Source organism: Arcobacter sp. AHV-9/2010 (assembly GCF_004116575.1).
In the GTDB taxonomy this organism is placed as follows: Bacteria; Campylobacterota; Campylobacteria; order Campylobacterales; family Arcobacteraceae; genus Aliarcobacter; species Aliarcobacter skirrowii.
Genome location: NZ_PDKH01000001.1, coordinates 401,989 through 419,929, shown reverse-complemented (window position 1 = coordinate 419,929; position 17,941 = coordinate 401,989). Strand labels below are relative to the sequence as shown.

18 protein-coding genes are annotated in these 17,941 nt (G+C 28.3%); 3 read left to right on the top strand and 15 right to left on the bottom strand.

The annotated features are described in order from the left end of the window. Positions 1 to 25: 25 nt before the first annotated feature. From acpP to queC, 5 genes are all read right to left on the bottom strand, one after another. Positions 26 to 256: an acyl carrier protein gene (gene acpP / locus CRU94_RS02215; RefSeq protein ID WP_066162759.1), complete on the bottom strand. Its 231-nt coding sequence runs from the start codon at positions 254 to 256 to the stop codon at positions 26 to 28. 92 nt (positions 257 to 348) lie between these two features. Further along, positions 349 to 1,092, bottom strand: coding sequence for a 3-oxoacyl-ACP reductase FabG (gene fabG, locus CRU94_RS02210; RefSeq protein ID WP_129105191.1), 744 nt, complete (start codon positions 1,090 to 1,092; stop codon positions 349 to 351). Between the two features lie 57 nt (positions 1,093 to 1,149). Beyond that, positions 1,150 to 1,914 carry a 7-carboxy-7-deazaguanine synthase QueE gene (locus tag CRU94_RS02205; protein WP_129105190.1) on the bottom strand — a complete coding sequence of 255 codons (765 nt, stop codon included), beginning with the start codon at positions 1,912 to 1,914 and terminating at the stop codon, positions 1,150 to 1,152. Then, on the bottom strand, positions 1,901 to 2,428 hold the full coding sequence (locus CRU94_RS02200) for a 6-carboxytetrahydropterin synthase (protein WP_129105189.1): 528 nt from the start codon (positions 2,426 to 2,428) through the stop codon (positions 1,901 to 1,903). The genes CRU94_RS02205 and CRU94_RS02200 overlap by 14 nt, the downstream gene beginning before the upstream one ends. Then, positions 2,429 to 3,115, bottom strand: coding sequence for a 7-cyano-7-deazaguanine synthase QueC (queC, locus tag CRU94_RS02195; protein ID WP_129105188.1), 687 nt, complete (start codon positions 3,113 to 3,115; stop codon positions 2,429 to 2,431). It abuts the gene before it with no gap. Between the two features lie 108 nt (positions 3,116 to 3,223). On the opposite strand from queC, the gene CRU94_RS02190 reads away from it, so the two are divergent. Together CRU94_RS02190 and CRU94_RS02185 are read left to right on the top strand one after the other, a co-directional pair. Continuing rightward, positions 3,224 to 3,628 carry a hypothetical protein gene (locus CRU94_RS02190; protein ID WP_129105187.1) on the top strand — a complete coding sequence of 135 codons (405 nt, stop codon included), beginning with the start codon at positions 3,224 to 3,226 and terminating at the stop codon, positions 3,626 to 3,628. Further along, positions 3,628 to 4,299, top strand: a complete 672-nt coding sequence (locus CRU94_RS02185; RefSeq protein ID WP_129105186.1) for a 16S rRNA (uracil(1498)-N(3))-methyltransferase — start codon at positions 3,628 to 3,630, stop codon at positions 4,297 to 4,299. The genes CRU94_RS02190 and CRU94_RS02185 overlap by 1 nt, the downstream gene beginning before the upstream one ends. Before the next feature lie 26 nt (positions 4,300 to 4,325). Here the strand turns inward: CRU94_RS02185 and CRU94_RS02180 are convergent, their stop codons facing one another. The 6 genes from CRU94_RS02180 to argB all read right to left on the bottom strand — a co-directional run bounded on the left by CRU94_RS02180 (position 4,326) and on the right by argB (position 10,086). Continuing rightward, complete coding sequence (locus CRU94_RS02180) at positions 4,326 to 4,721, bottom strand: hypothetical protein (RefSeq protein ID WP_129105185.1); 396 nt, start codon at positions 4,719 to 4,721, stop codon at positions 4,326 to 4,328. Positions 4,722 to 4,751: 30 nt separating this feature from the next. Next, complete coding sequence (locus CRU94_RS02175) at positions 4,752 to 5,780, bottom strand: c-type cytochrome (protein WP_129105184.1); 1,029 nt, start codon at positions 5,778 to 5,780, stop codon at positions 4,752 to 4,754. A gap of 3 nt (positions 5,781 to 5,783) precedes the next feature. Then, entirely contained in the window at positions 5,784 to 7,028 is a 1,245-nt protein-coding gene (locus tag CRU94_RS02170) for a cytochrome b (protein WP_129105183.1), read from the bottom strand. A gap of 10 nt (positions 7,029 to 7,038) precedes the next feature. Continuing rightward, positions 7,039 to 7,539 carry a Rieske 2Fe-2S domain-containing protein gene (locus CRU94_RS02165; RefSeq protein WP_066162731.1) on the bottom strand — a complete coding sequence of 167 codons (501 nt, stop codon included), beginning with the start codon at positions 7,537 to 7,539 and terminating at the stop codon, positions 7,039 to 7,041. 152 nt (positions 7,540 to 7,691) lie between these two features. Further along, positions 7,692 to 9,173 (bottom strand): threonine synthase, encoded by a 1,482-nt coding sequence (gene thrC, locus CRU94_RS02160; protein ID WP_129105182.1) that lies wholly within the window; start codon positions 9,171 to 9,173, stop codon positions 7,692 to 7,694. 13 nt (positions 9,174 to 9,186) lie between these two features. Next, positions 9,187 to 10,086, bottom strand: a complete 900-nt coding sequence (gene argB / locus CRU94_RS02155; RefSeq protein WP_129105181.1) for an acetylglutamate kinase — start codon at positions 10,084 to 10,086, stop codon at positions 9,187 to 9,189. A gap of 79 nt (positions 10,087 to 10,165) precedes the next feature. Between argB and CRU94_RS02150 the strand changes: the two genes are divergently transcribed. Further along, positions 10,166 to 12,895, top strand: a complete 2,730-nt coding sequence (locus CRU94_RS02150; protein ID WP_129105180.1) for a RecB-like helicase — start codon at positions 10,166 to 10,168, stop codon at positions 12,893 to 12,895. Positions 12,896 to 12,955: 60 nt separating this feature from the next. On the opposite strand, the gene CRU94_RS02145 is transcribed toward CRU94_RS02150, so the two are convergent. The 4 genes from CRU94_RS02145 to CRU94_RS02130 form a co-directional block, all read right to left on the bottom strand. Beyond that, complete coding sequence (locus CRU94_RS02145; RefSeq protein WP_129105179.1) at positions 12,956 to 13,639, bottom strand: F0F1 ATP synthase subunit A; 684 nt, start codon at positions 13,637 to 13,639, stop codon at positions 12,956 to 12,958. 90 nt (positions 13,640 to 13,729) lie between these two features. Further along, positions 13,730 to 14,935 (bottom strand): threonine ammonia-lyase, encoded by a 1,206-nt coding sequence (gene ilvA, locus CRU94_RS02140; protein ID WP_129105178.1) that lies wholly within the window; start codon positions 14,933 to 14,935, stop codon positions 13,730 to 13,732. A gap of 127 nt (positions 14,936 to 15,062) precedes the next feature. Further along, on the bottom strand, positions 15,063 to 17,327 hold the full coding sequence (gene metE / locus CRU94_RS02135; RefSeq protein WP_129105177.1) for a 5-methyltetrahydropteroyltriglutamate--homocysteine S-methyltransferase: 2,265 nt from the start codon (positions 17,325 to 17,327) through the stop codon (positions 15,063 to 15,065). 211 nt (positions 17,328 to 17,538) lie between these two features. Continuing rightward, positions 17,539 to 17,886, bottom strand: coding sequence for a hypothetical protein (locus CRU94_RS02130; RefSeq protein ID WP_129105176.1), 348 nt, complete (start codon positions 17,884 to 17,886; stop codon positions 17,539 to 17,541). Positions 17,887 to 17,941 lie beyond the last annotated feature (55 nt).

Genomic DNA, 17,941 nt, shown 5'->3' with positions numbered 1-17,941 from the left:
CTTCATCTTCTTAACAACGCAAAAATTATGCGTTGTTTTCGATGTATGCTATTGCATCACCAACAGTTAAAATTTTCTCAGCTTCTTCATCTGGAATTTCGATATCGAATTTCTCTTCAAGAGCCATTACAAGTTCTACTACATCTAGTGAATCTGCTCCTAAATCTTCAATGAATTTTGAATCCTCTTTAACCTCTGCTGGATCACAATCTAATTGCTCAACAACAACTGCTTTTACATCATCAATTAATGCCATTTTTTATTCCTTTTTTAAAATTGTCCCAAAATTATACCAAAAAAGTTTAAAAAAACTTTTAAAACAGAAAAATAAAGTTAAAATAAAATATTTTAAACGTATAAACCACCATTTACTTTTAATATTTCACCTGTAATATAAGATGAGTGGTCACTTAATAAAAATGCAACAGCATCAGCAATTTCACTTGGTTGTCCAAATCTTGAAAGAGGAATATTTTTTTCATACTCTGCTTTTATTTCATCTTTTAATAAATTTGTCATATCAGTTTGAATAAACCCTGGAGTTACAGCGTTGTATCTTATATTTCTACTAGCTGCCTCTTTTGCAAATGATTTAGTCATTGCATTTAATCCACCTTTTGAAGCCGAATAGTTTGTTTGACCAGGATTTCCCATCTCTGCTACAATAGAAGAGATATTTACAACACTTCCAAATCTTTTTTTACCCATAACTTTTAAAGACTCTCTACACCCTATAAATGCTGAAGTAAGATTTGCATCAATTACAGATGTAAAATCTTCAACACTCATTCTAAGTGCTAATTTATCTTTTGTAATTCCAGCATTGTTTACTAAATAAGATAATTCTCCATCGCTATCAATAATAGTTTTTATAGCATTTACAAACTCATCTTCAATACTTACATCAGCTTTTATAATTGCTGCTGTTCCACCAGCTTTTTCAATAGCCTCTTTTACAGCTTCAGCCTCTTCAATTTTACTTCTATAATTTATCCAAACTTTTAAACCATAGCTTGCCAGATTTTTTGCAATTTCTGCACCAATACCTTTACTTGCACCTGTTATTAAAACATTTTTTCCACTAAATTTCATATTTTTATCCTTTTATTTTTTTGCATAATCGATTATTATAACAATATTTAGTTTATATTAAACTCCTCTTTTATTATCCCACAATCTAATATGTAATCTATCTGAATATTTAAATCCATATTTAATTGCAAGATTTACAACATCTTTTGAATTTTTATCAATAGCTTGTGAACTATCTCCAAGTGGCATTAAATATACTTCACACTTTGGAATATCTTTTAAAATATCTTCTATCTCATCTATTGCTTTTTCTAAAAAATCATCTCCAATAACAAATTTCAAATAGGACTCTTTTGTATTTGTTAAAACTTTTGTTAATGTAGATTTATTAACTCTTTTTTTTAGAGGTTCTAAAGAGTTGCTTAGTTTTACACTCATTGAAAATATGATTTTTTTTTGATAATCCTCTTTGAAATCTATATTTAAAGAGCCATTTGTCTCAATTGTAACTCTTTGATTCTTATTAATATAATATTTTATCAGATTTTGAAACTCTGTGTTATTCCAATATAAAAGTGGCTCACCACCTGTAATTACTACATCAACACTATTTTTATAACTATAATTTTCAAGAAGTTTATCAGTAACATTTACTATATCAAGATGATTTTCATAACTTTTCCAACTATCTTTAAACTCCATATCAACAGCATAGTATGAGTCACAAGCACACTTTTTAACTCCACTTGGAGTTTCATACAAAACATTAAAACCAACACATTTAAAATTGCATTTTCCAAATCTAATAAAGATTGAAGGAGAGCCAATTAGTTTTCCCTCTCCTTGAATAGTTGGACCAAAAATCTCATTAATCTCTAGCATAAAATGTGCTTTTACTCTTTGGAGTTTCCAAAAACTCTATTTTTGAAACTTTTATATTTAATTTATCCATTTTTTCTTGAACAATTTTTAACAACCAAGCTGAAATATTTTCACTTGTTGGAACAAAATCAACAATAATGTAACTTTCATAAAGCTCTAATAACTCATTTTTAAAATTTGTTAGATCTACTCTTTTGTAACCATCTTTAAAACTTATTAAATCTTTTTTATCTATATTTGGAAGTAGAGTTTTAAATAGTGGATCATTTATATCTATTATAAATTTATGATCAATTACATCATCTAAAAATTTTTTAAACCAATTTAAGTGTTTAAAATCTGTAACCATTCCACTTTTTAGACTATCAGACTTTAGATATACAATTGCTTTTCCTTGGTGCCCATGAAGATGCCTACACATTAAACAGCTATCAAGTGAAAATTCTACATTTAAAGCTTGAGACCAAACTCTATGACCATAACAAAAGTCAAACTCTTTTGAGATTTCCCACATTTAACTCTCCTTGTATGGTATTGGATCTTTTTGATTTGCCTCTTTAAATCCATTTAATCGAAGCCTACAAGAGTCACAAACTCCACAAGCTTTTTCCTCCTCTTTGTAGCATGACCAAGTAAGATTTAAAGGAACATTTAGTTTTATTGCTTCTTCTACAATTTTGGCTTTACTTAAATGAACAAGAGGAGTTATAATCTCTATTTTAGTCTCTTCCTTTGTCCCTTCATTTATTGCATTTTGCATTTTTTGAATAAAACTATCGCTACAGTCTGGATAACCTGAACTATCCTCTTCTACAACTCCAATATACATGGCACTTGCCTCTTCTTTTTCAGCAATTGCACTTGCGATACTTAAAAAAATACCATTTCTAAATGGAACATAAGTAATTGGAATAATACCTTTTTCAACACCATTTACTGGTACATCTATTGTTTTATCAGTTAAAGCACTAGCTCCAATTTGTGTAAAAAATGGAATATCTATTTCGTATTTATTTAAAACATTTAACTCTTTACAAATATCTCTAAAAGCTTTTAACTCTCTAGTTTCTGTTCTTTGTCCATAATTAAAATGAACTGCTATTAAATCATAATTACTATTTTTTGCTATGTAAGAGCTAAGTGTTGAGTCCATTCCTCCACTTAAAATTACAACTGCTTTTTTCTTTAAATTACTATTCATATATTAAAAAATCCTTTTATTTTTAGAAAATGTATGAAGTATTGGAAATATAAACTTATTATAAGTTGGATATAATAGCAAAAATTTTTAAAAGTGAGATAAACCTATATGGAATTGATGCAAAGTGCAATTACAACACATATTTATACAATATATATTTTTTTAGCAATTATGTTATTTAATCTATATTCAGTTTTTACAATAAAAAACTTTATGGTTTTAGCAAAAAGATTAAAATTTATGACACCAATATATCATTTGAGCAATGCAATTGTAATTTACACAGGAACTATAGTTGCTTTTTATGCTCACCACTTTAATTTTACAATTGCTTTGATGATTCCAGCTTCAATCTTTTTGCTTGTAATTGAGATAAAAAGATATAAAAAACAAAGAGTTATAAAAGTTGCAGATATAAAACTTCAAGAAGAGTTTTATAAATTTGCAAAAAAAGTTTATATGATAGAGATTTTAGTTTTAACTTCTGTTTATTTAATTAGCATGGTATTTTAATGCAGTTTATTTATGATAAATCTTCTAAAAATGAGATTTTAGAGCTAGTTGATGAGAACTACAACTATATAATAAAAGCAAGAAGACATAAAATTAATGATGAGATATATTTTAGAAATTTAGAAGATGATTTTATATATTTGTATAAAATTGTAGAGATAAATAAAAAAAGTGCAACTTTAACTTTAATAGATAGTGAAAAAAAAGTTATAGAAAATAGTAGAAAACTCCATCTAGTTTGGTGTGTTGTTGATCCAAAAACAGTTGAAAAAAGTATATCTTCACTAAATGAGATGGGAGTTGATAAGATAACTTTTGTGTATAGTGATTTTTCTCAAAAGAATTTTAAAATAAATCTTGAAAAGTTAAATAAAATATTAATTAACTCATCAAGTCAATGTGGAAGAAGTAGTATTATAAAACTTGAAATCTCTAAATCGCTAGATAGTTTTTTAACACAAAATCCAAAATCATATATTCTTGATTTTTCAAATAGTTTTATAGATGATAAAAAAGATGATATAGATACTATAGTTATTGGTTGTGAAGGTGGATTTTCAAAAAGAGAAAAGGATAATTTTAATAAAGATTTTGTTGTAGGTTTTAATTCTAATTTGATTTTAAGATCTGAAACTGCAATTGTAAGTGCAACAGCAAAAATATTGTTATAAAAGAGTATCTCTACTCTTTTATAATTTTACCAACTTCTAACTATTGAGTGACAGTTAGAACATGCATTTAGCATATCTGAGTAAGAGTTAGCAGCTTTAATATAAGCTTTGTTTTTTAAACTCTCTTCAAGTTCAACAACATCTAAAGCAATTCTTTTTGATGCGTTCTCTGCAATATTTACCATATGTTTTTTGTTCTCTGGTAGATACTTAGCAATTAATTTTCTATCAGAAAAAAGTTCATTTCCCTCTTTTACAAGTTCATTTCCCTCTTTAATTAAATCAAGATTATTGTTTAAAAAACCTTTTTGAATTAGGTTCATACCTTTTTCCATAACTGACATTGATTTTTGCATTGGATCACTAGCATTTAAAAATGTAGTAACAAAAGTTGCAATAAATAGTAGTTTTAATAATTTCATTTATTCTCTCCTAATTTTAGAAAGATGTTCTTAATGAACATCTCTCCATAGTTTTGCTTTCCATAAGAATGCAATAATTGCAAAAATTACAAAATAGATTAAAAATTTAGGTCCTAACTCTTCTCTTTGAGCTTTTTTAGATGCACCAATCTCTTCCATATATTTAATAACTTGATCTTGAGCCTCTTGTGTTAAACCAACTCTTGGCATTGCTGTACCTTCAAGTAGTTTTTGAGGATCATTGATAAATTTACCTAAATAATCAGGTCCTCTACTAATTATATATTGAGATAAATCAGGAGGAAGTTTCCCCATATAGTTTTTAATGTTTTCACTTGGTGTAAATGCACTCATAGTTCCATTTTGCATATCAGCATATTTTAAACCATGACATCTTTGACAAGAATCAACAAAAACCTCTTTGTTTGTCATCTCTTTTGGAGCAATTGATTGTAAATATGCAACCATATCAGCAATCTCTTGAGAACTCATCCAGTCATATCCTGGCATTGGATGAACTTTTCCATCTTCAAATTTATGTGAAACTTTTGATGTAAGTGCTGGATTTTTTATAAATCCTACTAAAAACTCTTTAGTATAAATCTTTCCAGAGCTTCCTAAATCAGGAGTAGCAACACCGTAAGCTGCTGCTGTTGTTGCATTATCCATAATTTGTGGGAAACCTTGCGATTCAATACTATGACAAGCTGTACAGTTTGAAGTTACAAGAACTTGACCATTTGCAACATTACCTTTTGCTTCGATAGCCTCTTTGTTACTTGCCCAGAATTCATTTATAGTTTTTTCAAACTCAATAGCTTTTGCTAAATCAGCTTTTGCATTATTAATAGCTTTTTCGTCTCCACCTTTAACAGCTTCATCTAAAGCTTTTTGAGCTTTTTCAACACTCTGTTTTGAAGTTTGAGCATCTGCTTGAACTAAATCAAAATTAGGATTTGATACAGCTGGATGCATTTGTGAGTGAGCAAATGGCTCAACTCCCCAGTAAGTAATAAGAGTTAATACTACTACTACTGCTAATATTTTTAATTCTCTCATGTCTTATCCTCTTCTTTTTTGATCTAGTTTCGTAATTACTGGAAGTAGAATAAACAGTAATATAAATATAACAGCCGCGAAGAATCCTACCCATGCATTTGCACCTGTTGGAGGAAGTTTTCCATAAACTGTTAGTACAATTAAATCTGCAACTAAAATCCAGAACCAAATGAAGAATAACGGTCTTTTGTGTGCTGGTAAAATTTTATTATCTCTATCTAACCAAGGAAGTACAAAGAAAATACCATTTGCAAATGCAAATGCAATTAAACCAAGGTCAAACGCTTTAATTCCAGCAATATCAAAGAAGAATCCTCTTAAAACTTCATATGACCATAAGAAATACCACTCTGGGTAGATGTGAGCTGGTGTTACCATTGGATCAGCTGGATCAAAGTTTACTGGATCCATTGCAAAGCTATAGTGGAAGAATACTAAGTAGAAGTAGAATATTAAGAATACTCCAAGAACTGCTAAATCTTTTGATATAAAGATTGGCCAGAAAGGAATAACTTTTGACTCTTTTTTATTTCCAGCTAAATATTTTTCAGCTTCAGCATCAAAATCAATCTCATCAGATGATTGATTGTTTACATGAGGAATTCTTAGTGTATAGAAGTGTAATCCAATTAGACCCATAATAACTATTGGTAATAAGAATACATGTAACATAAAGAATCTTGTAAGTGTTGCATCAGCAACATTAAAATCACCTCTAATCCAAACAACTAGTGCATCTCCAATAACAGGAACTCCACCAAATAAGTTTGTAATAACCATAGCAGCCCAGTAAGACATTTGTCCCCAAGGAAGCATATATCCAGAGAATCCAGCGGCACTAAATGTAACAAATAGTAACATTCCTGAAATCCAAATCATCTCTCTACCTTGTTTATATGAACCGTAGTAGATACCTGTAAGCATATGAATATATATAAGTAAGAATACAACAGAAGCTGCAACACCATGAATATGTCTAAATAGCCAACCAAAAGCAACTTCTTGCATAATTGTATAGTTTACTGAATCAAATGCTAATGCTATATCTGGTTTGTAGTACATCATTAAGAACAGTCCAGAAACAACTAAAATAGTAAATGTAGTAGCTAATAAAACACCCATTGCCCATAAGAAGTTAATATCTTTTGGAATCCAATACTCAGTCATCATAACTTTGTTAATAGCTTTTACATTTAACCTTTGGTCTAACCACTCACCAACAGAGTTAGCTTTTTCAAATTTTGCCATCTATTGCTCCTTATGCCATCATCGCTTCAGCGATTTTTTTATATTCAGGTCCTTCATTTCCAAGAACTAAAGTATTTCCCTCAACTTCAAATGGTGGTAAATCAAGTGGTCTTGGTGGTGGTCCAAAAGTTTGTTGTCCACTTGCGTTAAAAACTCCACCGTGACATGCACATTTCCACTCATTTTTTTTCCATGCAGGAATACATCCAAGATGAGTACAAAGACCTATAGCAACAGTAAATCTATCATTTCCTACTACTAAATCTCTTTTATTATCTTCCATATCTGCAGTTTTTTTCAAAACAAAGATAGGTTTTCCTCTCCAAGTAAATGTTTCTGGTTCTCCTGCTTTTAATGCACTCAAATCAATTTTTGTAAATCCACCAGCTAAAACGCTAGGAAGTGGATCCCACACCTTTTTCATACCATAAAGAGATGCGGCTCCACCAACTGCGGCAACTGCCACAAATGAGTAACCGATAAAATCTCGTCTATTTGTATTGTTAGACATATTTGGCTTCCTTTTTTTAAAATTAGAATCAGGCTAGATTTTAGTATAAAGAATCTTAAGAGTTATTGATTTGTATCAAAATGTTAAATGAAAGATTAACAAAATGTGTAGAAAAGTAAGATTAGTTTATGTTTTATAATTATTAGAAAATCTTATGATTTTCTAATAAATTTAATAATTTCACTCTCAATATCCTCTTTATTTATAACCAAATTATGGATAATTTTTGAGTTAAATAGATTTTTTATGCTTTGAGGTAAAGAGGCACTGAACTTTGTACTAATCTCTTCAAGTGCCTCTTTATCACTATATTTAACACTATTTTTATTTAGTGCATTTAGAACTGTTGGTGAGAATTTTGTCCACTCAGCTGTAGAGTAAATAACAGTTTTTAAAGGTTTTTCTCTTAATTCATTGTAAGCTTTTATACAAGTTGCAGTATGTGGATCCATTAAATATCCACTATCCAAAAACTCTTTTATTGTATCGTTACCAAATGAGTCATTACTAAAAGTAGCACTAAAATATTTTTGTAACTCTTTTGTCTCCTCTTTTGTCATTGTAAATATATTATTTTTGTTTAAATCTTCCATTAACTCTTTTGTTCTACTACTTCCAAATAGATCAAAAATAACTCTCTCTATGTTTGAAGATTTTAATATATCCATTGCAGGTGATTTTGTAAGCTTTAGCTCTTTTCCTCTAATATCATAAACTCCAGTATTAATCCACTGTGTTAAAATATTATTCTCATTTGAAGCAACTAAAAGTTTCTCTATACAAAGACCCATCTTTTGAGCATAATATGCTCCAAGAACATTTCCAAAATTTCCACTTGGAACTACTAAATATATATTTTCACCATTTTTAATAGCATTTTGACGAATAAGTTCTAAGTATGACCAGAAGTGATAGATTATTTGGAAAATAATTCTTCCAAAATTAACACTATTTGCAGCACTTAATTTAATATTATCTTTTTCTAATTCTGCTTTGAAACTATTTGAAGCTAAAAGAGATTTTAGAGCATTTTGTGCATCGTCAAAATTTCCTTTAATACCTAAAACTTTTAGATTTTTTCCATCTTCACAAACCATTTGAAGTCTTTGAACATCAGAAGTTCCTCCATCTGGATATAGACAAACAACTTGAATATTCTTTTTATTTCTAAATGTACTTAGTGCAGCTGGTCCTGTATCACCACTTGTTGCTGCCAAAATTAGATAATTTTCACCTCTTTTTTGTGCAATTGAGCTAAAAATTGATCCAAAAGGCTGAAGTGCCATATCTTTAAAAGCCCTTGTAGGACCGTGATACTGCTCATTTACATACAAATCATCTTTAACTTTTACAACAGGACTTGGATTTGATGGATTATCAAAATTATCGTATAAATCAAGTGCTTTTTTAATCTCACTATCATCAATATCTATTTCAAAAGCTTTTAAAATATCAAATGCAAGCTCTTTGTAACTTTTACTTATATGATTTTCAATAAAATTTTCACCTAAATTTGGTAAATTTTTTGGTACATAAAGTCCACCAAAAGAGCTACTTGGATTTAAAATAGCTTCACTAAAACTAACTTCTAGTGGTTTTACTCCATCATTTCCTCTAGTCTCTATAAAATTCATTACTCTATTCCTTTTAATTATTTAACAATTTTTTAATATCTACACCATTGTTTGGATTATCAACTCTAATAAATTGAGTTCCAATTCCATCACTTGTAAATAGCTCAAGTAAGATTGAGTGTTCAACTCTACCATCTATAATATGTGCTTTGTTTACACCATTGTGAATAGCCTCTATACATGAATCAACTTTTGGAATCATTCCTCCAGCAATTGTTCCATCTTTTTTAAATATCTCAACACTTTGCTTATCTAAAGTTTGGATTAGCTCACCACTTTTATTTAAAACACCAATAGTATCTGTTAAAAATATTACTTTTTGAGCTTTTACTGCCATTGCAATTTTACAAGCAGCAACATCTGCGTTTATATTGTATCCTGGGTGATTTGGTTCATCACTATTTGCTATGGGAGCAATTACTGGGATAAATCCTTCATTCATTAGTTTAAAAAGCATTTCACCATTAACCGAAGTTATATCTCCTGTATATCCTAAAGCTCCATTATCTTTTGCAACAGCACTAATAAGATTTGAATCTTTTCCAGATATACCAATTGCTTTTGCACCGTGATAGTTTAATAAAGAAGAGATATTTTTATTTATCTCACCACTTAAAACCATCTCAACAACTCTCATACTATCTTTGCAAGTAACTCTATATCCATCTTTAAAAGATGATGGAATTTCAAGTTTTGTTAAAAGCTCTGTAATTCTTGCCCCTCCACCGTGAACAACAATAGGTTTTATTCCTAAAAGTGTTAATAAAACAATATCTTGTGCAAATTTATCTTTTAAATCATCACTTGTTTGTGCACTTCCACCATATTTAATTACAACAACTTTTCCATAAAATTTTTTAAAGTATGGAATAGCATCAATTAGAGTTTGAACTTTTTGATTTGTTTGAGCCAAATTTTACTCCTTAGAGATTTTAAAGCTTTGATTATATCTTAAAATCGCTTTTAAAAAAGAATTATAGTAAAATCTATTTATGGAAAAATATTTAGCATTAAAAGCAAGTGCAGGAAGTGGAAAAACTTTTGCACTAACTGTTCGATACATTACACTACTTTTATTAGATGCAAAACCAAATGAGATTTTAACTTTGACTTTTACAAATAAAGCAGCAGCTGAGATGAGTCAAAGAGTTTTAAATACTTTGCAAACTTTAGGAGATGATAAAGCCTATTTAGATGAGATTTCAAGAGTTTCAAATTTAAGTGAAGATGAGATTTTAAGTAAAAAAGAGAGTCTATTAAATCTATTTTCAAACTCTAGTTTAAGTATATATACAATTGATAAGTTTGTAAATAAGATTTTAAAAGAGTTTGGTGGTTATGCTGGAATAAGTGATGATTTTGAGATTTTAAGTGATGATGAGGAGCTTTTAGGTTATCACTTTTTGAACTCTTTAGATGAGAGTAGTTTTAAAGATTTGGTCGATTTTTCACTATATGAGGGTAAAAAATTTAACTCTTTGTTTACTTTGTTTAAAAGTTTAATAGAAAAGAATGAAGAGTTTGATACTTTAGAGATTGATGGATCTTTGATTGATTTATTAAAAGATGAGATTTTAAAATGCTCTTTTAAAATAAAAGAGCATTTTTTAAATTGTAGTGAAGCTAGTAATAGTGCAATAAAAGCAGTTGATTTTACAAATTTTGAAGAGCTATTTTTAAAAACTTGGATACAAAAAAATAGTTTATTTGAGTACTCATATTTTAAAAAGTGTGCGAATGAGACTATAAATAATGAGTTTTTAAATCTAAAAGAGCTTTTTTTAAAATATTATAAAGTAAGAGCTAGTTATAGCTTAAGTAAAATTTTTAAACTTTTTAATAAGTTTAAAGAGTTTAAATTTGAGTTTAATAAAAGAAAAAACTACTACGAATTTAATGATATTTCAAATATGGTTTATATGCTTTTAAATTCAAAAATAGATAGAGATTTTCTATATTTTAGGCTTGATAGTAGCTATAATCACATATTAATAGATGAGTTTCAAGATACATCAATTTTGCAATATAAGATATTAAAACCACTAATAGAAGAGATAATTTCAGGAGATAGCGAAAAATTTAAGACATTTTTTTATGTTGGAGATCCAAAACAGAGCATTTATAGATTTAGAGGCGGAAATAAAGAGCTTTTTGATTATGTATTAAAACAAAATAGTCAAATATCTTTAAATAGTTTAAATACAAACTATAGATCAAACAAAGTTGTAGTTGATTTTGTAAATTCTTTATTTACAAAATTGGATAATTTTGAGTATGAAGTTCAAAATAGTATAAAAGATGGTGGCTTTGTTGAGGTTATTGAAGATGATAGTTTAGAGCTTGATGATAAATTTTTAAATATATCAAAAAAGATTGAAGAGCTTTTAGATAGTGGAGTAAATCAAAGTGATATTGCAATTTTATGTTATACAAATAGTGATGTTTTAAATCTATATTACTATTTAAAAAAGGCTTTACCAAATATAAAAATAAGTACAGATATGAGTTCAAAACTTATAAATGCACAAAATGTAAAAGCAGTAATAAATTTAATAAAATATCTCTACTTTAAAGAGGAGATTTACAAAGAGAATTTTAATGCAATTATTGGGAAAAATATTAATAGCTCTTTAGATATAGATTTTGAATTTAAAGAAAAAAGCGTTGAAGAGACTATTTATTTATTGGCAAACTCTTTTGAGTTGTTAGATGATAATGTAGTAAAACTAATGCAAGATACAACTAAATTCAAAAATATAGTTGAGTTTATTTATGGAATTGATAAGCTTGAAAGTAGTATTGAAAATAGTGAAAATAGTGGATTACAAATATTAACAATTTTCAAATCAAAAGGTTTAGAGTTTCAAACTGTTATTTTGCTAGATAGAATAAAAAGAAAAAATCATGATAGAAGTTCATTTTTATTTAGCTACAAAAATATGCAAATAGATAAAGTTTTTTATAAAATTGCTGGTTTAGAGAGTTTTGATAAAGAGTATGAAAAAGCTTTAGAAAAAGAGAAAAGTCTATCTTTGGATGATGAAAAAAATGTTTTATATGTAGCATTAACTAGAGCTAAATCAAATTTAATTCTATTTAAAAAAACAAAATCATCTGTATTTGATATCTTAAATTTAAAATCTTACAAAAATGGAGTTTTAGAAAAAAGTAGTGAGATAAAAGTTGATAAAAGTGTTAAAAAGATAGAGTATTCTGCTTTATACCTTGGTAAACAAGAGCAAAAAATTAAAGTGGATTTAAATCTAGGAGATGATTATTTAAAAGCAAAATATTTAGGATTGGCAACTCACTACACTTTAGAGATGATGAACGATTTTACAAAAGAGGATTTAACTTACTCTTTACAACTATCAAAAAGTAGATATTTAAGTTATTTATCTATTGAAGATTTTAAAACTATTGAAAAAAGAGTTGAACTTTTAATACAAAATAGTCAATTTTTGAATTTAATAAATAACTCTTTAAAAGTTCATGAACAATCTTTAATCTACAAAAATGAGTTAAAAATAATAGATCTACTATTATATAAAGATGGTTTTTACACAATTATAGATTATAAGACTACAAGTGATATTTTATCAAGTCATAAACTACAAGTAAACTATTATAAAAGAGCTATTAGTGATATTTTTAAGACAGAAAATGTAAAAGCTTATTTAGTATATTTAAAAGAGAGCAGTGCAGATTTAATAGAGATTTAAGTGCATAAAAAAAGGTAAGATAGCTTCTATCTTACCTTTTTTGTAGACTAAGAAAAACTCTTAGTGCTCTTCTTCCATCATAATAGATCCAGCTATATAAACATAAGTTAGGATACTAAAAATAAATGCTTGTAAAACACCCATTATTGTTAAAAGGAAGAAACCAGAGATTGGTACTATCCATGGAGTAAGCATTAATAGAACCATTAAGAACATATCATCTCCTCTTACAGAACCAAACAACCTGAAAGATAGAGAAACAATTCTTGAGAAGTGAGAAATAATCTCAATTGGGAACATTAAAGGAGCTAATATTGGCATAGGTCCCATAAAGTGTTTAAAATAGTTTATAAAACCATTTTTCTTAATTCCCAAATAGTTGTAATAAACAAAAACAATTAAAGCTAAAGCAGCTGTGAAGTTAATGTTACTTGTAGGAGCTTCAAATCCTGGGATTACTCCAATCATATTACTAACAAAGATGATTAATGCTAAAGAACCAATTAGTGGCATATAAATTCTTGCATTTTTATCTCCCATAGAGTCTCTACCCATAGCAACAATACCACCAACAAATGCTTCCATAACATTTTGACTACCAGTTGGAACTAGTTGAAGTTTTCTAGTAGCAAATCTTGAAACTCCAAATACAATTAGAATAACTAAAACAAAGTGAGATAAAATTATCCACACTTGGTCGTGTCCACCAATAGAACCTAAAAATGTAAACAGTCTTCCTTCCATTTTTTTCCTTTTTTCTTTTCTACAATTACTAAATTATGCGAGGATTATAATATTTGTTTTCTAAAATCTTTATAAATATAAAAAATTAATCTAAATTTGTTTAAATCTAAATCCCTCTTGTTTCAATTTTTCACTTATTTGCTCTTGATGCTCTTTTCCTTTTGTCTCTAAGGCAATTGTTACATGTGCTTCACCAAACTCTAATTTTAAAGAGTTTCTATCAAAATCTATTTGAACTATGTTTGCAGAACATTTTGTAAAAAGTTCTGTTAGTTTCATTAAAGCACCTGGTTTGTCCATAAGTGTAACAATTAGATTCATTTTTCTATGAGATTTGATTAAACCTTTTTCAATAATTAGTGAAAGCATTGTAACATCAATATTTCCACCACTAACAACTGCACAAACTTTTTTATCTTTTATATCAACTTTATCATGCATAATTGCTGCAACACTAACAGCTCCTGCACCTTCAACCATAAGTTTATGTTTTTCAAGTAAAAATAAAATTGCATTTGCAGTCTCATTATCACTAACTTCAATTATCTCATCAACATACTCTAATATAATGTCAAGAAGTTTTGGAGTTACATCTCTTACAGCAATTCCATCAGCAATTGTTCGAACACTACTTGAATCAATTGGCATTCTAGCTTCAAAAGACTCTTTCATACCTTTTGCACCACTAGCAACTACTCCAGTTATTTTTATATTTGGATTTATACTTTTTGCTGCAATTGCAATACCAGAAATCAATCCACCACCACCAATTGGTACAATAATTTGATCAATATCTTCTATATTTTCTAAAATCTCTAAAGCAATAGTTCCTTGACCAGCAATTACTTCATCATCAGCAAATGGGTGAACAAACTCTTTGTTATTATCTTTTGCATATTTTTTAGCACTTGCATACGCCTCATCAAAATTCTCACCTGTTAAAACAACATTTGCTCCATAAGACTTTACTCCTGTTACTTTTGTAAGAGGAGTTGCTTCTGGCATAAAAATAGTTGCAACACAACCAAAATATTGAGCTGCAAAAGCTAAACCTTGAGCATGATTTCCAGCACTTGCAGCTACAACTCCAGCTTCTCTTTTTGCACTATCAAGCATTGCAACCTTGTTAAATGCACCTCTTAATTTAAAGCTTCCAGTAATTTGAAGATTATCCTCTTTTAGATAGATTTGGGCACTCTTCTCTTTACTTAAAATTGGAGCTTTCATAAGCGGTGTTTTTGATATTGTATTTTCTAGCCTTTTTTTGGCATCTTTTATATCGTTTAGTGTAATCATTTGGCATCTTTTTTGAAAATTTTTTGAAAATTCTAACGAAATTTGATTAAAGAGTAGTTTTTATATAGATAATATTATTTAAAATAGATATAAAAATAGAGTCAATTTGACTCTATTTTTTACTCTTTTAACTATTTTTTACAATCTTTACAGCTTCAACCATATTTTTAAGACTCTCTTTAACTTCTGGCCATTTTCTAGTTTTTAATCCACAATCTGGATTTATCCATAACTGCTCTTTTGGTAAAACTTCAATTAATGCTTCTATTTGATTTACCATCTCTTGCACACTAGGAACTCTAGGACTGTGAATATCATAAATTCCAGGTCCAATTTCTTGCTTATATGCTACTTCTTTAAAGATTTTTAAAAGTCTATTTCCACTTCTTGCTGTTTCAATAGAGATAACATCTGCATCCATAGCTTCAATAGTTTTTATAATATCATTAAACTCACTATAACACATATGTGTGTGAATTTGTGTGTCAGCTTTTGCACTACTTACACTTAATTTAAAATTCTCTACAGCCCAATTTTCATAAGCTTTTATATTCTCAACTCTAAGTGGATAACCCTCTTTAAATGCAGCTTCATCAACTTGAATCATTTTTATTCCACTATTTTGTAAATCATCTACCTCTTTGTTTATTGCAAGTGCGATTTGCTTTGCAACTTCATCTCTTGATATATCATCTCTTACAAATGACCAGTTAAGAATTGTAACAGGACCTGTAAGCATTCCTTTTACTATCTTAGAAGTTTTGCTTTGGGCATATTTTATCCACTCAACTGTCATAGCCTTTGGTCTATTTACATCTCCAAAAATTAAAGGTGGTTTTACACAACGGCTACCATAAGATTGAACCCAAGCATTAGAAGTAAATGCAAATCCATCCAATAATTGCCCAAAATATTCAACCATATCATTTCTTTCAGGCTCACCGTGAACTAATACATCAAGACCAATCTCATCTTGGAAAGCAATACAATCATCAATATATTTTTTGATTTCATTTTCATATTGCTCTTTTGAAATAGCATTTGCTTTATATTGTTTTCTATTCTCTCTAATTTGTGGTGTTTGAGGAAATGAACCAATTGTTGTAGTTGTTAGTGCATCATATTTAAAAAACTCTCTTTGAACTTTTATTCTATCTTCAAACTTATCAACTCTTTCAAAAATTTTAAGATTTTTAATCTCTTCTTGAACACTTCTATTATGAATTTTAGTAGATACTTTTCTTTGAATATTATCTTGTCTGTTCTTTTCAATATTTGCAATATCTTCTAAAGATAGTTTTGAGCCAAAAAACTGTTTTGAAACCAAATTCAACTCTTTTAATTTCTCATTTGCAAATGCTAACCACGATTTAATCTCTTTATCTAAATTATCTTCATAACTTAAAGTAAAAGGTACATGTAAAAGTGAGCAAGAAGTTCCTACGATGATATTCTCTTTTGAAACTACATTTGAGATTTTATTTAAAAGATTTAGTTTATCTTCAAAATTACTTTTCCAAATGTTTCTAGCATCAATTACACCTGCAACTAAAACTTTATTTGAGTTTTTAATCACTTCAAGAGCTTCTAAATTTTTATTTCCATGAATAAAATCTAATCCTAAAGCCCAAATAGGAGTGTTTACTAATATTTTTGTAGCTTCATTTGAGTGCTCAAAATAAGTAGTAACTACTATTTTAATATTTGATGCAACATTTGCCAAAGCATCATAAACTGGTTTTAAGAGTGATAAAACTTTTGATTCTAAATCTTTTACAAACAAAGGCTCATCAAATTGAACAACAACTTCACTATTTAATTTTGAAATCTCTTCTAAAAGCTCTTTATAAACTTTTACAACACTAGAAATATGTGCAAAAACATCACTATTATCAACACTTTTTGAAAGTCCAAGATATGTAATTGCACCAATTAAATTGATTTTTGTGTTAATTCCAAGCTCTAATGCCTCTTTGTACTCCTCTATTACTTTTTTACTATTTAGTTTAAATGTTGTATCTTTTGAGATTTCTGGAACTATATAGTGATAGTTTGTATTAAACCATTTTGTCATCTCCATTGCAACGCAAGTCTCATTTCCTCTAGCCATTGCAAAATATAACTCTTCATCTTTTAAGTTTTCAAATCTTTTTGGAATTGCTCCTAAAAGAATTGAAGTATCTAGCATATTGTCATATAGTGAAAAATCATTTGAAGCTATGAAATCTATTTTTGCCTCTTTTTGATAATTCCAGTGTCTTTTTCGCAAATTTTCTGCCACATATTTTACTTCACTAAAATCAACTTTTTTTGCCCAAAAATCTTCTAAAACTTTTTTAAGCTCTCTTTTTTCTCCAATTCGTGGAAATCCTATTACATAATTTTTTGACATTATTAATCCTTTTAATAAAAATATTTAATTCTCTACAAAAAATGTAGATAACAAAACTTGATAAATATGAAAAAATAAAAATCTTATTTTAAATCCTCTTACGACAAGAGTTTACATACGATTGGTACCAAAAATCATAGATTTTTACCAATCGGGTAAAATTGTCTTTTTCGGACTTAAAAATGATTTAATATTAATTTTTTAACGATTATTAAAATGATAGTTGTGGTGGATGTACGCCAGTTCTTCTAAATGCAAAATATGTTGTATAGTATGGACATCTAGGAATAAATTGAAAAAGTCTTACAGCAAGTGCTGTTTTTCTTCTAAATAGACAATCACAGTGACAAGGTTTAGAATTTATTAGATTAAAAGCTAATAGATTCTGTTCAATATCTTTGGATAATTCATCCTCATCATCGCTATTTGAAGAGATTTTGAGTTTTTCATTTATATTAGTTTTTATTGAAGTAAATATTGCATGCAATTTTGGTGCTGTTGCATACGCTTGAATTGAAGCTAGTGTAAAATATTTTTTTCCAAAGCCTTTAATTTTCAAAAAACTTACTCCTCATAATATTAGATGCGAAATCTATACTATTTATACTTAATAA